This window comes from Paraburkholderia sp. IW21, from assembly GCF_041321145.1.
Classification (GTDB): domain Bacteria; phylum Pseudomonadota; class Gammaproteobacteria; order Burkholderiales; family Burkholderiaceae; genus Paraburkholderia.
This window is the reverse complement of the sequence record NZ_JBGGWA010000009.1, coordinates 25,563-43,403: the sequence shown is the minus strand read 5'-3', so window position 1 is coordinate 43,403 and position 17,841 is coordinate 25,563. Positions and strand designations below refer to the sequence as shown.

The following is a 17,841-nucleotide window of genomic DNA, read 5'->3' as shown; positions in this document are numbered from 1 at the left end:
GTACCTTGCCAGATCCTGATCGCGATCCCGGTCGAAGCACAGCACGGCGCCCGCAAGACCCACCGACGAACGGAACGGAATGGCGCCGGTATCACGAAGGCACCTGCTAGTCACCCAGCTTGCAGGCATCGCGTGAGAGCAGTACGGCACATTCCGCAGATCTAACAAGAATGCAGCACGGAGGAGAAGTGATCGAGCTTCACGCTTTCAACGATCAACGCGCCCAATCCGACGCGTTGGCGAAAGCGGTTGGCGACGCGTTACATGCGTCGCTCGCCGCACAGGCGGCTGCGTCCGCCGCCGGCACGCCCACCCATGGCGTGCGCCCTGCAATGCTTGCCGTGTCCGGCGGCACCAGTCCGCGTCCGTTCCTGCAGACGTTGTCCACGCAATCCTTCGACTGGGCGCGCATTGCCGTGACGCTGGTCGACGACCGCTGGGTGCCGGAAACGGACAGCGCGAGCAATTCGCAACTCGTGCACGACACGCTGTTGCAGAACGCCTCGAAGAACGCCGCTTTCTGGCCGCTGGTCGACACCACCCAGGACCTGAACGCGCACGTCGCCGCGCTGAACGCCGACCCCCGCTTTAGCGGCGTGCCGGACGTCGCGATTCTCGGCATGGGCGAAGACGGCCACACCGCGTCGATTTTCGCGGATGCGCCCGAATGGGACCACGCGATTAGCACCGCCGACCGCTTCGTCGCCGTGCATCCGGGCAGCGCGCCGCATGCGCGCGTGAGCTGGTCGCTGTCCGCCTTGAAAGAAGTGAAGCACCTGTTTTTGCTGATCGCTGGACCGCGCAAGCTCGACGTGCTGAATGCCGCCGCCGCTTCGCTACAAAAAAATGCCATCTCGCAGTTGGCAAATGACAAAGGAGTGAGACTCGATGTCTACTGGTGTGCAAACTAAGGCTGTTCCGGGCGCGGGCCAGCACGCCGATGGACCGAGGCTGCTCGCCGACATCGGCGGCACCAATGCGCGTTTCGCGCTCGAATACAGCCCAGGCGAGATTGGCTCGGTGCAGGTCTATCCGTGCGCCGACTATCCGGGCGTTGCCGAAGTCATCAAGAAGTACCTGAAAGACACCAAGATCGGCCGCGTGAATCATGCGGCCATTGCGATTGCGAACCCGGTCGACGGCGATCAGGTGAGCATGACCAACCACGACTGGAGTTTTTCGATCGAAGCCACGCGCCGGGCGCTCGGCTTCGACACGCTGCTGGTCGTGAACGACTTCACCGCGCTGGCCATGGCGCTGCCCGGGCTGACCGACGCGCAGCGCGTGCAGGTGGGCGGCGGCGCGCGCCGTCCGAATAGCGTGATCGGCCTGCTCGGCCCGGGCACGGGCATGGGCGTGTCCGGCCTGATTCCCGCCGACGACCGCTGGATCGCGCTCGGCAGCGAAGGCGGCCACGCCACCTTCGCGCCGGCCGACGAACGCGAAGACCTCGTGCTGCAATACGCACGCAAGAAGTGGTCGCACGTCTCGTTCGAACGCGTGGCCGCGGGCCCCGGCATCGAAGTGATTTACCGTGCGCTGGCCGCCCGCGACAAGAAGCGCGTGGTGGCGAACGTCGACACCGTGGACATCGTCAAGCGCGCGCTGGAAGGCGAGCCGCTGGCGGCCGAATCCGTCGATGTGTTCTGCGGAATTCTCGGCACGTTCGCGGGCAATATCGCGGTGACACTCGGCGCGCTGGGCGGGATCTATATTGGCGGCGGCGTCGTGCCGCGCCTTGGCGAATTTTTCGTACGCTCGTCGTTTCGCAAACGGTTCGAGGCGAAGGGCCGCTTCGAGGCGTACTTGCAGAGCGTGCCGACCTACGTGATTACCGCTGAATACCCGGCGTTTCTGGGAGTTTCTGCGATTCTCGCGGAGCAGTTGTCGAACCGGGCCGGCGGCAGTTCATCGGCCGTGTTCGAGCGGATTCGCCAGATGCGTGATGCGTTGACGCCGGCCGAGCGCCGCGTGGCCGATCTCGCGTTGAACCATCCGCGCTCGATCATCAACGATCCGATTGTGGATATTGCGCGCAAGGCCGATGTGAGTCAGCCGACTGTGATCCGCTTTTGCCGCTCGCTCGGCTGCCAGGGCTTGTCGGATTTCAAGCTGAAGCTCGCGACGGGTTTGACCGGCACGATTCCGGTGAGTCATAGCCAGGTGCATCTGGGCGATACCGCGACGGACTTCGGTGCGAAGGTACTCGACAACACGGTGTCCGCGATTTTGCAGTTACGCGAGCATTTGAATTTCGACCAGGTCGAGCGGGCGATCGATCTGTTGAACGGCGCGCGTCGGATCGAGTTTTACGGGCTCGGCAATTCGAACATCGTCGCGCAGGATGCGCATTACAAGTTCTTCCGGTTTGGCATTCCGACGATTGCCTACGGCGATCTGTATATGCAGGCGGCGTCTGCGGCGTTGCTCGGCAAGGGTGATGTGATTGTTGCCGTGTCCAAGTCGGGACGTGCGCCCGAGCTACTGCGCGTGCTGGATGTCGCCATGCAGGCGGGGGCCAAGGTGATTGCCATTACGTCCAGCAATACGCCGTTGGCCAAGCGGGCTACGGTTGCTTTGGAGACCGATCACATCGAGATTCGCGAGTCGCAGTTGTCGATGATTTCGCGGATCTTGCATCTGGTGATGATCGATATTCTGGCAGTTGGTGTGGCGATTCGGCGCGCCATGCCTAGCGCGGATGTGGCAGAGGCCGTCGTTAAGGCGCGACAGGGCGCTGATGATGATGCCAGCGCTGTGCTGGATTGGTTGAGTCATGGGGCGGCTTCTTCGCCGCGTGATTGATTTTTGGGGATTGGGTCGCGCCGCGTTACTGGGGGGTGTGCCTGCGGCGTTGATCTTTTCCTGATCTGCTTGCCTCGACGCCGGAGTAATAGGCGTTGACAGGTTGCTCGCGCTCGCGAGTCTGTTACGCATCGAGGAGGTCGCGGAACAGTTCGTGGGGCTTGACGAATCTGGGCAGGTGTCGATCTTCGGGTTGTTCGAGGTTGGGCTGTCCGATGTTCGTGCCGTCCTCACCGGCATAGTACGAGAGGGAGCAGCGAAAGGCACGATACGATGAACAGCCGGAGAAAAAAGCAGAGGGTTCCCTGGTAGGCGCGCGCCACCCTGTGCCCTGTGCAACTGTGCACAGGGTCGCCGTCTCCGTAAGGGAGCCCAATTCACCCGACAGACACAACGGTCATGTTGCTGCGCGAAACAGCAGCTGTTTCATGCTCGCGGCACCTTCCGCGTCGCCCAGGATGGATTCATTTACCTGATCGACCATCTGCTGGAACTCCGGATCGTTGATGATCGAAGCGCCGAACTCGCGTGCGAGCAACCACTCGATCACGCTTCGCGACAGCCGCGCCGGATCACCAATGCCGCCCGTGCGCAATGTTCCGACACGTGCAGCAAGCATTTCGCGCGTGCCCGGCGAATCTGGATCGGGCCGGGACACGCGAGTAGATGCGTCTTTCTGCGGTGACGCACGTTCCGTTGACCGGTTGCGTTCGGCAAGCTGCTGTCGCAGAAGCCCCATGACCTGATTGAGTGTTGAAACGGAATCCATGGCTGCTATACAACGATCAATGACGCGTGTTGCTGCCCAGATAGCTGGTCAGCAAAAGATGACTTCCTTCATGATTTGAAGGACTGGATTCAAGTTCGGCGCGGGCCGAGCATCGGCTTCCGACGCGATCTACTACAGCCCGCACATACCGGTTCAAAATCGGGTGCGCGATGTTGAGCGCCATGCCACGTCGCAATGCTTCGTAGGCGACATCGAAGCGGTCATCGCACAGATCCAGCAGTCCGTTCCTGATGGCGCGCAACGCGTCATCATCAGCGAGGTTGTCGAGCCCCTTCCAGGTTTGCACTGCCTTGTCGACGTGGCCACTCACCAGCTCAAGAAAACCCAGCATGAACGTCGCGATGCTGAATGTAGGAGCCAGTCGTAGTGTTTCAGTGAAATCGGCACGCGCCTCGTCGTTACGTTGCTCGCTCGTGTTGACCGATCCGCGCAGAAACCAGAGTCGGTAGTCCTCTGGCCAAAGTTGCAGCGCATCGGCAAGGCGCTGCAAAGGCGGTTCACCCTGATCTTTCAGTACCTGGGCAATTGCTGCAATTTCCGCATCATCACACATCGGCGAGACCGCCGCACCCTCGAATCCTGACGTCATTTCCTTTACCCTTTCAGATACATTTGCTGCGCGGCGCCCAGTCGCTCGCGAAGTTCGATCAGTGTTGCGCGATGAATCTGCGAGATACGGCCCTTGCTGACGCCCGTGAGTTCGCCGATCTGTTCGAACGTAAGACCGTTGAAATAGTGATATTGGATGATCTTCCTGCTGCGATCATGTAACTGCGAGACCGCCGCAAGCAGGCGCTCCCTGGTCTGCCGCCACGCGACGCCCTGGTAGGGCGTCGAAAACGATGCGCGCCTATCCGCAGAGTCCGCGAGCATACCGGTGTCGTCGAGCATGTAGCCAATCGCAAGGCCTGCTGTCAGGTGAGCCAGCAGCTGAAAGGTATCCAGCACAGTGACGTTGTCGGCGTCCGCTGTTTTCAGCGAGGCGATCCGCTCGCGCCGGGCACGTCGCATGAAGGACACCTGCTCCTGTCCGTCGGTCAGCTTCTCGACTCCGTCCAGCACGCTTCCCTTTAGCCTCGGTGTGCAAAACGTCTCAAAAGAAACCTCACGGACGGGATCGAATCGATCGATTGACTCCAGCAGACCGATAAACGCGAGTTGCTGGAAGTCCTTGAATTCGACATCGTCGCGATGTCTGCTGGCGAACATCTGTGCAGCCACTGCGCGCGCATAGGGCAGATAGCGTAAGAACAATGCTTCACGAGCGGCGATCGATTGCGTATCGGCAAACTCGCGCCACAGCGCCGACGGCGACGTGCCGGCGTCGGCCAAATCTGGAGACGCATGCGCATCGATGCAGTCCAGCGTCATTTGAAACTACCCAGCACGCCGCGCATGACGAGCCCCCAACCGTCGATCAATACGAACATCAATACCTTCAGCGGCAGAGAAATGGTGGCAGGCGGCACCATTAGCATGCCGAGCGAGAGTAGCACGCTTGAGACGACCAGATCGATCAGCAGGAACGGCAGCAACACCACGAAGCCGATCTGGAAGGCGACGCGCAGTTCGTTAAGAATGAACGCGGGCGTGAGCTGCAACAGACTGACGTCATCAGGCGTTTGCGGCAGCGGCTTGCCTGATAGCTCGTACATCAGCTTCAATTCGTCGTCGCGGACCTGTCGCAGCATGAACTCGCGGAGAGGCGCTGCCCCTTTTTCGAGTGCGGCGTCAAGTTCGATCCGACCGCTCATGAACGGCTGGAAAGCATCGTGATTGATCGTTTCGAGCGTCGGCATCATTGCAAACACGGTCAGAAACAGGGCAAGACTGATCAGGATGGGCGTTGGTGGTGTTTCAGGCATGCCGAACGCGTGCCGGATCATCGAAAGAACAATCACGATCCTGATGAACGCGGTCATCGACATGATGAGCGCGGGACCGACGCTTAGCAGCGTCAGTAGCGTCGCCATGCGAACGGTATCGGATACGCCCGGTCCGCCGTGTGCGAGCTCTCTCGCCGACCCGGACATCGAAAGCGTGAACGTTTCTGTATCCGGTCGGTGCGTGACTGCGTATGCCGGTGGCGCGCAGAATAACGGCGCGAGCAGCGCGCACATTGCGAGTATGCGAAACGACCAGGTAACGAGCGTCTTCATGCCGCGCCCTCCTGCTGAAGCGCACGAGTGACATGCAAGGTCTTGATACCCGTTTCGTCTGCTGCAAGCAGCACGGCGGATCCATCGCACTCGATCAGGTAGAGCGCGGATTTCGGATTGAGCCGTACAGTCTCAATCAGCTTGAGCCGCCGCGGCGTGCCCGATGCGGACCCCAATGTGCGATACCCAAAACGCCGGAGCGCCAGGATGAGGGCAATGCCGAGTCCCAGACAGATGAGCAATGCAACGCACACTCTGAATGCGCCAATATCGGCATGCGCGACCACATGTCCAAACGACAGCGCATTCTGTGGCGATACGGCCGCAGCGGCGGATGCAGGCCATGGGGCGCTCGTTGCCTGTGTGAAATCCATTACCGGTCCGCTAGTATTTCGGTCATACGGATGCCGTACTGATCGTCAACCGCGACGATCTCCGCACGCGCGATTGTCTTTCCGTTCAACTGGACATCGACGGGTTCATCTATGAGTTTTTCGAGCGTGATGGCGGAGCCGTCTTCAAGCGCCATCAGTTGCCTGATCGTGATGGTCGCCGAACCGAGCCGGATATCCAGCTTGACCTTGACATCGCCGACGAGATCGAGTGCCGGGATGTGACCGTGTCCCTGTTCGACGACGGGCCCGGCCGAAGCCTGCTCCGGCAGTTCCAGAGACTTGACGACGGGCGTCGCAGAGATGGTATGCAGAGTCATAAAGCGTTGCGACCGTGGATCGCGTTCAATTGAATGGACAGGTTGCGGCCTGTACGGCCGACATGACCCGTGCCGAGGTTGCGTGGTCCACATCCGTCGCGCTGCTCGACAATCACGTCGACGGGTGAATCGAGTGTGCGGTCGATGGCGATGACGTCACCGGCTTCCAGACCGAGCAATTGCTGCACGCTCAGCTCGGCCTGGCCGAGTACGGCCGACAGGCGGACTTCGATGGGCGCGAGTGAGTCGGAGCGCAAAGCGAGCGGTTTGATGGGCGTCGACCGCGGAAGACCGGGAGCGCGCGCCTTGCCATGCAACAGCGCCGGTGTGACGACGATCGACAGCAATTCAGCCCCGCCGTTGCTCGCGACGCGCAACTGCACACCGCCGCGCGGAAGCTGCAACCGCGTGTGTGTTTCAGGCGTCGCGCACAGTCGTGATTCGTTGCCTGCGTTATCACCGCAAAGCGAAGCAAGGGCGGCGCACAGCTCATCCGTCACATGCCGCTCCAGATCAAGAAGGGGCGCCGCACGAACCGCGCCCACTGCGATCGAGTCGTCCTCCGGCAGATCGAGCGCGAGATTCGCGAGGCGTCTGGACGCATCTGGGGCGATACTCCACCGCAGGGACGTTCCGAGGGCGTACACGCACGCGTCTCCCGGGAAGGTACACGCGGAGCGCGGCGCAACCAGGGCCACGCTTTCAACCTGTACGGCGGGTGCGTGAAACCACGCCTGCTGCCAGGCTGAAAGTGTGTCTTCGATCAGCGTACGGGCCGTGTCGAGATCACGGGGCGCGAGCGGACGCCATCGCGCGACGGGCGCCCTCACCCCTGGCCCCGCATCTGGAACAACTGCATGATCATTTCATTGGCGGTGGTCATCACCTGTGACGACGCCTGAAAGCCACGTTGTATGAGAATCAACTGTCCGAACTCGTTAGAGAGATCGACATTGGATACTTCGGTCATTCCCGATAACACTTGCCCGAATCCGGCATCGATGCTCGTGCCGTATCTGGGGGTGGGCGCATGCGACGCGTCGAAGAGACCGTTGCCCGTCTGCTTGAGCTGCTGGGAATCGGAGAACGTGGCGATCGCGATACTGCCGAGTTTGGTCGTCTCGCCGTTGGAGTAGTGGAGCGTCAGTTTCCCGTCCTCGTCAACGTCCATCGCGGTCAACGTGCCAGTCGCGTAACCATCCTTGCCTGATACCTTGAGGGTGGACGAACTGCCGGCGGAAAAGCCGGTTACTCCGCTCGAGAAATCGAGCTTCACCGTGATCGGCGGCGCGGAGCTGGACGTCAGCGTAAAGTCGAGCGTGTCGCTTCCCGGCTCGGGAATCCCGCCGTTGAATTGCAGCGTGCCTTCCTGAAGGGGAATCTGATTTTCATCGTACACGGTGACTTTCCAGCGGCCCGGAATGATGCTTGAATCCGGCTCGAAACCAATCGACAGCGTGTGCTTGCCGCCATTGGCATCGAACACGTCGACATTCGGAATCGAGAAATCTGTCGCTCCGGGAGAAAGGTTGTCGGAGAACGAGATCGTGGTCGTGGGATGGGGGGCGCTGATCTCCTTGCCCGCGAGAGACACGGGTTCCGGCGTGCCGGACGCTCCAAGCGTTGCAAGTTTCAGGCCCGTGACCTTGTCGGTAATGAAGCCGTCATTGCCGGCGGTGAACTGCCCGGTGCGTGCATAACGCACCGGGCCACCATCGAGCAACGTCAGAAAGCCATCGCCCTTGATTGCCAGATCCAGCCGGCCGGAGCTTGCGCGCAGATCGCCCTGCGCGAGATTGAGCGACGCATAGCCATATTCGACACCGCTGCCAAACTGCATCGTGCCGGATGTACCGGGTGTGTAGCGCGCGAAAGAGTCGCCGTAGTACATGTCGGCGAAGCGAGGTGTCGAAGTCTTGAACCCTGGCGTGTTCAGGTTTGCGACATTGTTGCTGATCGTCTGCAGGCCTTTCGAGTAGGCCGTCAATCCACTCATACCGATGTAAATGCTGTCCAGCATACGAATCTCCTAGCGTACCGACGTAATTTGCGAGAGCGTGGCGTTGGTGAGGAACTGACCGTCGGGCGTTTCGATCGTCAGTTGCGGTTGACTCCCCTGCAAGGAAACACTTTTGACGACGCCCGTGACCAGTGACGTGTCCGATTGCACATCGACGCTCCGGCCTAGCAAGCCGAAGGTTTGCGACGCGGATTGAACTAACAGCAGGCTGTCGAGCTTCTCGGTGCTCTGGCGCGTCTGTTCAAGTGAGGTGAACTGCGCGAGCTGCGACACGAACTCGAAGTTGTCCACGGGCTTCAACGGGTCCTGATAGGTGAGCTGCGTGAGAATGATCTGCAGCAACGACTGCATATCGAGTCCGATCGAGTTGATTCGATCGTTGGCGTTGCTCGTAGCGGCGGTGTTGCCAGTTGAGCTGACGGGACTAATGGCCATGTTTTTCTTCCTCCAGGATTTCGATGGTTTGCTGGACGCCGTTCATAACAATGCGCGCGCCGTGCATGCCGTGGCGGCGCAATTCGTGAAGCGCCGCGCGTGAGATTCGCTGAGTCTGCTCAGACGTTGGGTCGTTCGTGCGTAGCGCGACCGTCATACCGCTGTCACCGTCAGTGACGGTGACAAGACAGGTGGCGGCCCGCTCCTGACGTGGCGGCAATGACGCCAGTGCCCCGCGATTCGCAGGCCCGCTTCGCGGCGCGTCTTCATCCGCTACGGAGCACGCCGTTTCGCGCGCCTCGACTTGCGGCGCGAGCGCCAGGGCAAATGGGCGGGCAGACGTGGCGACAAAGGGGGGCGCGTTGCCGACCACCGCCGCATGACGTTGCTCACGCATTTGCGTATCTGTGTGGTTTAATTCCGCCGTTTCGCGCTCCGCCATGGACATGTCAGGCCTTGGCCAATTAATCGCCAAACGAACGAAATCCGATGTGGCACGGGCCGGCATGGGGCTAGAAACGCCCTGACCGGCTGGCGCCGTATCGGCGCGGCCCGCTAGCCGGGCAACCGTCGAGGGGAGCCTAGCGGTCGGCATTTGTCCTGCGGCCGCACCGTTCCACATGTCCTTTTCCATACTCCGCAGTGTCTGGTCGAAGGCGGCAGCAGGGGCGACGCGCTGCGGGGTCGTGCCATCAAACGATTGAAGCGCCATACCTGCGGACACTTTCACTGGCGTGCCTCGCGCGAGCGGAACAGGTCTTCGATCATGAAGGTCTGCCGGTCATCGCATGCGCGCGTATAACGACGCGCCGCGCGTTCCACCAGTTCTTCCGACAGGTCCGCCTGACGGTGATGCGTCGCCACGACTTTCCGGTGCAACTCAGCGTTGCGTTCGGCCTCGCGCGTGTGGACGGCGGCACTCGCGAGCGCCGTTCGGGCTGACGCAATTGCGGCATCCCAACTGGCGACGAGCGTCAAGGAGACGCCATTCCCCGCTGCCAGCATGCGGCGCATGCCATCCAGTTGCGCATCGAAGCGGGACGACGCCTCGGCTTCGAACGCCTTTGCCTCTTCGTGAATCCGGGCGAGTCGTTGCGCTTCGTTGCGGCTCTGTTCGAACTGCAAGGCACGAATGCGGGCGATCTGTCTCATCATGTCGAGTTGTTCGCGTTCGTTCATGTGCGGCCTTCAATGAGCGTGGCGAGATTCGCCATGGCTTCCCAGCGCGGCATGGGTGCGTTCACGTTCTGACGCAGGAAAGCCGTGAGCGCGGGGCGCAACCGCAATGCCCGGTCGAGCGACGGATTGCTGCCAGCGGCGTAAAGCCCGGATTCGATCAAGGTTCTCGACGATTCATACAATGCGAGTTGTGCGATCGCGTCTGCTGCGAGTTCGCGTTCCCCGGCTTGCGTGACGTGTTGAAATACACGGCTCACGCTGCGAGGAACACTGATCGCGGGGAAGTGCCCCTGTTCCGCCAGGTCGCGGCTCAAAACGATATGTCCGTCGAGCAATGCGCGCATTGTTTCGGCCATCGGGTCATCGATTTCGTCTGTTTCGCTCAGAACGGTCATCAATGCGGTGATGGCGCCGCCCGCTTTGATCCCTCCGCAGCGTTCGACAATCTTGGGCAGCGCGGCGAATACACCTGGCGTATAAGCGCGTACGGTGGGAGGCTCACCGGCAGCCAGTCCGATTTCGCGCAAGGCAAGTGCATAACGGGTGACTGAATCGAGCAGCAGCAACACATGCTTACCTTTCGCGCGAAAGTACTCGGCGATGGACAGCGCGTACAGCACGCTGCGCGCGCGCAGAATCGCGGGCTGGTCGGACGTTGCGACCACCATCGTCGAACGTGCGCGGCTCCCGTCCGACAGCGTGCGATGCCAGAACTCCTCTGCCTCACGCCCGCGCTCGCCGACGAGACAGAGCACGCACACATCCGCTTCGATGTTGCGCGCAATGCTGCCTAGAAGCGTCGTTTTACCGACACCGCTGCCGGCGAAGATGCCGACGCGCTGACCCACGCCCAGCGTGAGCAGACTGTCGAGTGCGCGCACGCCCGTTTGCAGCGGCACGTCAGGTGATGTGCGCTCAAGCGGCGGAATCGCGACACCGCCGGTTGGCCACGGTTCGGTATGCCGTCCAGTGATCGGCGGGCCGCCATCGAGCGGGCGACCCAGCGGATCGATCACACGTCCCAGATAGCCAGGGCCGACGGACACGGTCGCACCCATCGAAGCCGAACATACTTCGTCGCCAATGCGAACGAAGGCGAACGGCGAGCATGGCGCGAGCGTGACCTTGCCGATTTCCACCTTGACTACCTCGGCGAGTGCCTGTTGCGAGTCCATTCCGCTTATCGTGCAAAGCGATCCGAGGGGCACACCAGGGCCGTCTGCTTCGATGAACGTGGGCATCACGCGTATGACTGCGCCACTCCGGCGTAGCGGGTCGACCGCCCGCATCGCTGCGACGAACGGATGAAGGGCCTGTTGCATGTTCATTGCTGGCAAATCGCGGACAACGCCGCCCGTATTCGCGCGGACTGTGCATCCAGGCTTGCATCGAGCGTACCCAGCGAAAGGCGGATCAGACAGCCGCCCGCCGGCAGTTGAGCGCTTGCGGTGACGCCCGCGCTCAACTTGCCGGCGAGCTGCGCAAACGCCGCATCGAGCTGTGTGTCGGACGGAAAATCGTGTCGCGACACTTCGACGGCAATGGCGGACCCAGCCGCGACCGCGTTCAGATGATGGCGCGCGGTCTGAGCAACGAGGTCTGCGTGCTGGCTAGTCTCGCCGAACAGCTTGCCAAGCGCAGCGTTCGTTACCTCTATCGCGAGCGTTTCGAGCGAGTCGAGTTGAACCCTGAATGTCTCCAGCGCGGACTCGATGCCACCGCGCAAAATGTTCAACTGGGTTTCCTGATCCCGTTCCAGCTGCTCCTGACCGGTTCTGATGCCTTCCTTCAGCCCTCTTTCATAGGCGGTCCGCTCGCGGACTTCGGCTTCCTGCGGGAGTTCGGTCAAAATCTGCTCGATGGCGGGCAGACGGAGTGCCGCAGTTTCCAGCGTCGTATCCGTCACCGTATGAGTCTGGTTCTCCCACGCGCTAACCGATGCTGCTTCCCGCTCATCCGGACGGCCAGACGCGCCAACTCGTGCCGTCGAGCCGAATGCGAATCTCACGTGATCCGCCTTGATCAATGTGCTCATGTGCGCCTTCCTGTCCAATCGCGGATGCGGCTAAGGAGCGTCTGTTTCCGAGACGCGGTGTTCAACACTCGCGTTGAATGCGCATCGTCAGCCTGGGCCACGCATGCGGCAAGCCATGTTGCTCGCGCGCGTTGCGTGAGGCGGATGTCGCACAACGCGGGATTGAGCGACGCGCGTTGTGCGTCGGAGAACTTATCGAGAATTTCCCTCTGTATCGGAGTGTCGACACTCGCGAGTAACCGAACGGCTAACGTTGCCGGCAGCGTCTGTGCCATCTGGGCTACCCGCCACGCCTTATCGTTGGAAAAAGCTGGAGCAGCTGAAGAAGACGACGAGTCTGCACGGGCCGGCGTGCCGCACCTCGCGCCTTGTACCGGCTGTTCACAGCCGCCGAGCCCAGTTGCCTCCCCCAGCAAAGGCTGGAGCCGCGCGCGCTCATCCGGCGATAGTTCGGCCCACACCGATTCGATATCCTCGATCGCACATTGCGCGAGGTCAGCTACTGCCCGCCGCAGCTCGCGCTGGCTTCTACGGTGCTTCATGTGTGGCATCCTGTTGGGCCAGCAGCGTGCGCAGGCGCACCACATGCTGGTCGCGCTGTGCCTGTGTCAGGCGCTGCTGTCGCGAAGCGCGAGCACGCCGGGTCGTCCACGCGACGAGGCCCGCCAGCACGACGACCGCCAGTGCGATAAGCGCTGCCGCAACAATCCAGGTTCGGGCGAATACGCTAGTCGAACCAGTCGGTGGAGACACGCTCGCGCCGGAAGCAGGGTGAAGCTGTCCGGTCGCGGTGGCGTCCGCTGAAAAGGCTAGCTCCGATCCCGACCGTTCGTGCGTCGATGGCGAGGGCTCCAATGAAACAGGCTGCGCTACGCCCTGCACCGCCGACGCTGCTGCGCCGGCCGCTTGTGACCCTTGGACGAAGGCCGACAACACGTCGCCGCGTGCAGGATCGAGACCCACTGACGCGGAGATCACTGAATTCAGATTGGCGAGTTCGGCGGGAGGCAACGGCTTATCGAACACGATACCCACCGACAGCCGGCGCAGCGCGCCGGGTTCCCTGACGATCTGCTCGATGTTGTGCTCGGTGCGCGTTCCCTCGGGCGACCGCACTGCCGGCATCGCTGCCGTGGGCAGCGGTGGTAGCCCTGCCGTGGGCGTGGACTGTTTCGGCAGCGGCGGCCATGCATTACCGGCGGTGGAAGCCACATTGCTGTCCGTGACGATCGGCCGGCTGACGTCCGATTCGCGCGTCGTATGAACGCGATCCAGGTTGATCGACGCATCGACGCTGACCGACGCGTGGCCGGGGCCGATGACACGCTCGATCTGAGCCGCGATCTTCTGTTCATAACTGCGCTCGATCGCGTCCTTCAGGCGCAGGCCCGGCTCATCGAGTTCAATGGCGCGTCCGTTAGCCGGCGCGCCGCGCTGGTCGAGCACCGACACGTCCACCGGCGAAAGTTCGGGCACGGCAGCGGCCACGAGCCGCTGGATACCGGTGATCGTCTCCGGACGAAGCGTTTGTCCGTCGCGAAGAAACAGCGCAACCGATGCTTTCGGGCGCGCACTGTCACGTCGAAACAGCGACGATTCAGGCAGCGTCAGATGTACGCGTGCAAGCTCGATTTCGTCTAGCGTCATGATCGTGCGCGCGAGTTCGCCCTGCAGTGCGCGCTGATAGTTCACCTTCTGGGCGAAGTCGGTGAGGCCGAGGTCGGAATTGTTGAACAGTTCCAGGCCGACCACCCCTTGCAGGCGCAGATCGCCACTCATCAGCTTAAGACGTGTTGCGCGCGCATCGCCTTCGGGCACGAGAATGGACGACGTCTGATCGTCATAACGATACGGGATCTTCTGTTTTTCAAGTTCCGTTGCGATCGTCGACGCATCCTGCCGTTTCAAATCGCGAAATAGCACCTGATACGACGGACGCAGCAACAACCAGCCGGCAGCGGCCGCACCGCCGATCACGACGACGAGCGCGGCCACTATCGCGAACTGACGCGGGCGTGAACCCTCGCTCGCAAAGGCGGTGAGACGTGACAGTGTGGAGTTCATACTAGAGTTGCATCCGCATCAATTCCTGATAGCCTTCTACGAGGCGCGAACGGACCTGCAGCGCGAATTGCAACTGCAGGCGCGCGTCTTCGAGCGCGAGCATGACCTGGTGCGGGGGGAGTTCGTTGCCAAGCGCGAAACCGGCGACCGCGGCGTTCGCCGACTGCACCGCGTGGTCGACGTTCATCACGCCGCCCATCAGCATCGATCCGAAACTTTCCGATGCATTGCGTACCGGAGCAAGTGTCGAAGCTTGTGCGGAAGATGCGCCTTGAATCGCGCCAATTTCAGTGACGTTCATCCCTTGCTCCCGAGGTCGAGCGCGCGCAGGTACATCGAGCGCGCAGCATTGAACATGATCACGTTGGCCTCATACACACGTTGTGTCTGAACCATCAACGCCATTTCGCCCGCGTGATCGAGACCGGGATAGTGAACGAAACCTTTCCCGTCGGCATGCGGATGCGATGGTTCATAGACAAGGCGCGGTTGCGTTTCCATCGGCTCGACGCCGTAGGTCTGCACGCCAGCCAGGCCCTCCGTTGGGGAAACGTCCATACCGGAAACGTCGTTGCCGGCTTGCAGGTGGGCGGGGAAATTCGACACTACGCGCGGCCCCGAAACGAGCCGCATCGGTTGATAAGGTGTGCCGGCCGCCGTTTGTGTGGTTCCTGCATTCGCGAGATTCTGCGCAATCACTTCCATACGCTGATGTTCGACGTCCATACCCGAGCGGGCAATCGCAAAGATGCTGTCCGACATCCGCTTACACTCCCTTCACGGCGAGTTGTTGCATCTGCAGCGTGCGGTCGAGCATGCTGACCAGCATCGCGTAACGCGCGGACGTCTCGGAAGCCGTGGTGATCTCACGATCCAGCTTCATGCCGTCGAACTGATCCGCCGGCGTTGTTCCGGTCATGGGTTCCACGGCCACAATGCGGTTCATCACGCCTGATGCGTTGTCGCCGGGACGTGGCAGCGCTGCCGTTCGCAGTGCGTCTTCGAACGAAACGCGCACTGGGGTGAACCCTGCGGATCCGGCATTCGCGATGTTGTCGGCGGTAGCGGCCTGTCGCGCGAACAGCCCGTCGAGCGCCTTGGTGGCTATTGCGGCAACGAGATCGATGCTCATGGGTAAGGTCTCCTTTACTGAATGATGATGTCGGCGTGCAATGCGCCCGCAGCCTTGATGGCTTGCAGGATCGCGATGACGTCGCGCGTACTTACACGTGTTCGTGACAGTGCCTGCACCAGGTCGCCCACGGTTCCGTCCGGGAACGACGCCGCAACTGTCTGCCCGGGTTCTTCCACTGAAAGATCGCTGTTGCCGACGACCATGCTGCGCACACCCGGTCCGGTGACGCTCACCAGATTCGGCTGGGACGCGGTGTATTCCGTCACGACCGAAACGCGGATGTCACCATGAGAAATACTGACCGCCGAAATGCGCGTATTGCCGCCTGCGACGACCGTTCCCGTGCGCTCGTTGACGACCACTCGGGACTCCTGGTCTGGGCGTACTTCCAGAGCCTCGATGCGCGCGACATAGTCGTTCATGGCGAGCGCGTCGTGCGGAGCCCGTACCGCAACGGTTCGCGCATCGACTGAGTGAGCTACGCCAGCGCCCATCGTCTGATTGATCTCCTGCTCGATGCGTCGCGCGGTGGTGGCATCCGCGTCCTTGAGCACGAAGTTCAGGTTGCCGTCCTGGGTGACCAGATCGGCGCGCACGGGTACCTCCACTGTCGCGCCGAGCGGCACGATCCCGACCGTCGGATGGTTCTTCTGTTTGAGGTTGCCGTTCGCGTCATAGCGATATCCGCCAACCGACACGGGGCCCTGAGCGAGTGCATAGGTTTTTTTATCCGGCCCGCGCAGCGGCGTCATGATGAGTGTTCCGCCAGCGAGACTGCGCGCGTCGCCCATCGACGTCACGTTGATGTCGATCTTGTCGCCAACATTGGCGGTCGGCGGCAGCGTGCCGGTGATGATGACAAGCGCTGCGTTGCGGCTCTGGATCTGATCCTGCGTCACGGCCATGTCGAACTGCGACAGCGCGTTGGCCAGCGCCTGACGGGTGGCCTGGTTACGTGGCGTGTCGCCTGAACCGGCCAGCCCCGAAACGATCCCGTAACCCACCAGCATGTTGTCCCGCCAACCCAGAAAGCGGCCAAGATCCTTGAGGCGAACGTTCGCCGTAGTGGTCGCTGCGAATGCGGGGCTTGCCAGCGCAACGCCAAGCAACGCGAAGACGAGAATGGAACCGATGCGCTTTACCATAAGCCGAGCCATGCAAAAAGGCGGGGAATGAGGCCAGGGCGGGAACGGTCCGTAATGAAGCCGTCGCCGGTGTAATCGATCTGCGCGTCGGCAAGACGACTTGATTGAACGGTGTTGTTCTGCGCGAGATCGACGGGGCGTACGCGTCCTTTCAGATGGATCTTCGTTTTCTCGCCGTTGACGTCGATGTTCTGGTCACCAGCAACGATCAGGTCGCCGTTGGGTGCGACGTCGGCAACCGTCGCGCTGATCTGCGCGAGCAGGCGTCCGGTTCGCTGGATCTGGCCGCGGCCGCCGTAGGTGTCGCCCGTGCCGAGCTGCAGCCTGTTATTGCCAGCATACAACGTGGACACGCTGCCGTTCAGGCCGAAGTTCGTATTGGTCGACGTATCGGCGGTGTTGCTCGCACTCGAATTTTCGTAGACGAGAATCGTGACGATATCGCCGGGCTTTGACGCCCGGCGGTCCGCAGTCAGCGACTGATAACTGTTGGCATCGAACAGGTTCGCGCAACGACCAGGCAGCGCTGCACCGAGCGCGGCGAGCAGCAGCGCCGTGTGAAAAAGAGCAGGACGCATAAGATCAGCGCTTCAGGCCGTTGGCGATACTCATCAGTTCGTCGCCGACCTGAACGAGGCGCGCGTTCGCCGCGTATGAGCGTTGATAGAGCATGAGGCTGACAAGTTCGTCCGAGAGTGACACGTTTGATGCCTCGCTGAATCCCTGAGCGAGCGTACCTGCATTGTCTTCGCCCGGCTTCGCGTGCGTCAGCGTGACGCCGTCGTCCTGAACGCGATAAACCCCGTCGCCCGTGCTGCGCAGTGCACGCGTGTCGGTGGGCGTTACCAGTTCGATCTGTCCGATTTCGAGCGGATCGGTTTGATTGGCGACCGCGGCAAATACCTGGCCATTGGCCGCGATCGAGATTTGCGACGCGTCGCGCGGTACGGAGATCATCGCCTTGAGCGGTTGACCATTCGGCGCGGCCAGGAATCCGTCAGCGCCAACGTGCAGCACGCCGCCGCGCCACAGCGTTGCATCGTTCGAATTGCCATCCGACGTCAGTTCGATAAAGCCGTCTCCCTGAATCGCAAGATCGAGGGGATTGCCGGTTTGACGCAACGCGCCGGCCGTGAATACATGCAGTGACGCATCGGCGGCGACGCCGGCAGGCGCGTCGCCCGCGCCCGCGTGTTGCGTACCGCGCGCTTGCTGCGCACCCGCTTTCAACAGTTCGGAAAAGGACACGGTGCCGCGCTTGAACGCCGGCGTATTCATGTTCGCGATGTTGTTCGCCGTCAGGTCGACTGCCGTTTGCTGCGCATTGAGGCCCGTTGCCCCGATATAGAAAACGTTGTTCAT

General features: G+C 61.7%; 22 protein-coding genes. 2 read left to right on the top strand and 20 right to left on the bottom strand.

All coding sequences use genetic code 11. The annotated features are described in order from the left end of the window. The first annotated feature begins 188 nt into the window (after positions 1-188). Positions 189-911 carry a 6-phosphogluconolactonase gene (gene pgl, locus ACAX43_RS21205; RefSeq protein WP_370710383.1) on the top strand — a complete coding sequence of 241 codons (723 nt, stop codon included), beginning with the start codon at positions 189-191 and terminating at the stop codon, positions 909-911. Continuing rightward, positions 889-2,805, top strand: coding sequence for a bifunctional transcriptional regulator/glucokinase (locus ACAX43_RS21200; RefSeq protein WP_370710382.1), 1,917 nt, complete (start codon positions 889-891; stop codon positions 2,803-2,805). Before pgl ends, ACAX43_RS21200 begins: the two co-directional genes overlap by 23 nt. 397 nt (positions 2,806-3,202) lie before the next feature. Here the strand turns inward: ACAX43_RS21200 and ACAX43_RS21195 are convergent, their stop codons facing one another. From ACAX43_RS21195 to ACAX43_RS21100, 20 genes are all read right to left on the bottom strand, one after another. Further along, the gene (locus tag ACAX43_RS21195; RefSeq protein WP_370710381.1) at positions 3,203-3,574 is read right to left on the bottom strand and encodes a hypothetical protein; all 372 of its coding nucleotides are present in this window, start codon (positions 3,572-3,574) and stop codon (positions 3,203-3,205) included. Between the two features lie 16 nt (positions 3,575-3,590). After that, positions 3,591-4,184, bottom strand: a complete 594-nt coding sequence (locus tag ACAX43_RS21190) for a tetratricopeptide repeat protein (protein ID WP_370710380.1) — start codon at positions 4,182-4,184, stop codon at positions 3,591-3,593. Positions 4,185-4,189: 5 nt separating this feature from the next. Continuing rightward, positions 4,190-4,966: a sigma-70 family RNA polymerase sigma factor gene (locus ACAX43_RS21185; RefSeq protein WP_370710379.1), complete on the bottom strand. Its 777-nt coding sequence runs from the start codon at positions 4,964-4,966 to the stop codon at positions 4,190-4,192. Then, positions 4,963-5,754: a flagellar type III secretion system pore protein FliP gene (fliP, locus tag ACAX43_RS21180; RefSeq protein WP_370710378.1), complete on the bottom strand. Its 792-nt coding sequence runs from the start codon at positions 5,752-5,754 to the stop codon at positions 4,963-4,965. The genes ACAX43_RS21185 and fliP overlap by 4 nt, the downstream gene beginning before the upstream one ends. Then, positions 5,751-6,128: a flagellar biosynthetic protein FliO gene (locus tag ACAX43_RS21175; RefSeq protein ID WP_370710377.1), complete on the bottom strand. Its 378-nt coding sequence runs from the start codon at positions 6,126-6,128 to the stop codon at positions 5,751-5,753. Before ACAX43_RS21175 ends, fliP begins: the two co-directional genes overlap by 4 nt. Next, complete coding sequence (gene fliN, locus ACAX43_RS21170) at positions 6,128-6,466, bottom strand: flagellar motor switch protein FliN (RefSeq protein ID WP_370710376.1); 339 nt, start codon at positions 6,464-6,466, stop codon at positions 6,128-6,130. Before fliN ends, ACAX43_RS21175 begins: the two co-directional genes overlap by 1 nt. After that, positions 6,463-7,113 (bottom strand): FliM/FliN family flagellar motor C-terminal domain-containing protein, encoded by a 651-nt coding sequence (locus ACAX43_RS21165; RefSeq protein ID WP_370710375.1) that lies wholly within the window; start codon positions 7,111-7,113, stop codon positions 6,463-6,465. Before ACAX43_RS21165 ends, fliN begins: the two co-directional genes overlap by 4 nt. 179 nt (positions 7,114-7,292) lie before the next feature. Continuing rightward, positions 7,293-8,486: a flagellar hook protein FlgE gene (locus ACAX43_RS21160; protein WP_370710374.1), complete on the bottom strand. Its 1,194-nt coding sequence runs from the start codon at positions 8,484-8,486 to the stop codon at positions 7,293-7,295. Between the two features lie 9 nt (positions 8,487-8,495). Beyond that, positions 8,496-8,921: a flagellar hook assembly protein FlgD gene (locus ACAX43_RS21155; protein ID WP_370710373.1), complete on the bottom strand. Its 426-nt coding sequence runs from the start codon at positions 8,919-8,921 to the stop codon at positions 8,496-8,498. Continuing rightward, positions 8,911-9,363 carry a hypothetical protein gene (locus tag ACAX43_RS21150; RefSeq protein WP_370710372.1) on the bottom strand — a complete coding sequence of 151 codons (453 nt, stop codon included), beginning with the start codon at positions 9,361-9,363 and terminating at the stop codon, positions 8,911-8,913. The genes ACAX43_RS21155 and ACAX43_RS21150 overlap by 11 nt, the downstream gene beginning before the upstream one ends. Before the next feature lie 284 nt (positions 9,364-9,647). Next, positions 9,648-10,100, bottom strand: coding sequence for a hypothetical protein (locus tag ACAX43_RS21145; RefSeq protein WP_370710371.1), 453 nt, complete (start codon positions 10,098-10,100; stop codon positions 9,648-9,650). After that, entirely contained in the window at positions 10,097-11,422 is a 1,326-nt protein-coding gene (locus tag ACAX43_RS21140) for a FliI/YscN family ATPase (RefSeq protein ID WP_370710370.1), read from the bottom strand. Before ACAX43_RS21140 ends, ACAX43_RS21145 begins: the two co-directional genes overlap by 4 nt. Positions 11,423-11,424: 2 nt before the next feature. Then, entirely contained in the window at positions 11,425-12,135 is a 711-nt protein-coding gene (locus ACAX43_RS21135; protein ID WP_370710369.1) for a hypothetical protein, read from the bottom strand. 528 nt (positions 12,136-12,663) lie between these two features. After that, complete coding sequence (fliF, locus tag ACAX43_RS21130; protein WP_370710368.1) at positions 12,664-14,199, bottom strand: flagellar basal-body MS-ring/collar protein FliF; 1,536 nt, start codon at positions 14,197-14,199, stop codon at positions 12,664-12,666. A gap of 1 nt (position 14,200) precedes the next feature. Next, positions 14,201-14,500 (bottom strand): flagellar hook-basal body complex protein FliE, encoded by a 300-nt coding sequence (locus ACAX43_RS21125; protein WP_370710367.1) that lies wholly within the window; start codon positions 14,498-14,500, stop codon positions 14,201-14,203. Beyond that, the gene (flgC, locus tag ACAX43_RS21120; RefSeq protein WP_370710366.1) at positions 14,497-14,961 is read right to left on the bottom strand and encodes a flagellar basal body rod protein FlgC; all 465 of its coding nucleotides are present in this window, start codon (positions 14,959-14,961) and stop codon (positions 14,497-14,499) included. Before flgC ends, ACAX43_RS21125 begins: the two co-directional genes overlap by 4 nt. Before the next feature lie 4 nt (positions 14,962-14,965). Then, positions 14,966-15,331 (bottom strand): flagellar basal body rod protein FlgB, encoded by a 366-nt coding sequence (locus ACAX43_RS21115; protein ID WP_370710365.1) that lies wholly within the window; start codon positions 15,329-15,331, stop codon positions 14,966-14,968. 14 nt (positions 15,332-15,345) lie between these two features. Next, positions 15,346-16,479 carry a flagellar basal body P-ring protein FlgI gene (locus tag ACAX43_RS21110; protein ID WP_370710364.1) on the bottom strand — a complete coding sequence of 378 codons (1,134 nt, stop codon included), beginning with the start codon at positions 16,477-16,479 and terminating at the stop codon, positions 15,346-15,348. Beyond that, entirely contained in the window at positions 16,473-17,057 is a 585-nt protein-coding gene (locus ACAX43_RS21105; protein WP_370710363.1) for a flagellar basal body L-ring protein FlgH, read from the bottom strand. The genes ACAX43_RS21110 and ACAX43_RS21105 overlap by 7 nt, the downstream gene beginning before the upstream one ends. A gap of 4 nt (positions 17,058-17,061) precedes the next feature. Then, positions 17,062-17,841 carry a flagellar hook-basal body protein gene (locus ACAX43_RS21100; RefSeq protein ID WP_370710362.1) on the bottom strand — a complete coding sequence of 260 codons (780 nt, stop codon included), beginning with the start codon at positions 17,839-17,841 and terminating at the stop codon, positions 17,062-17,064.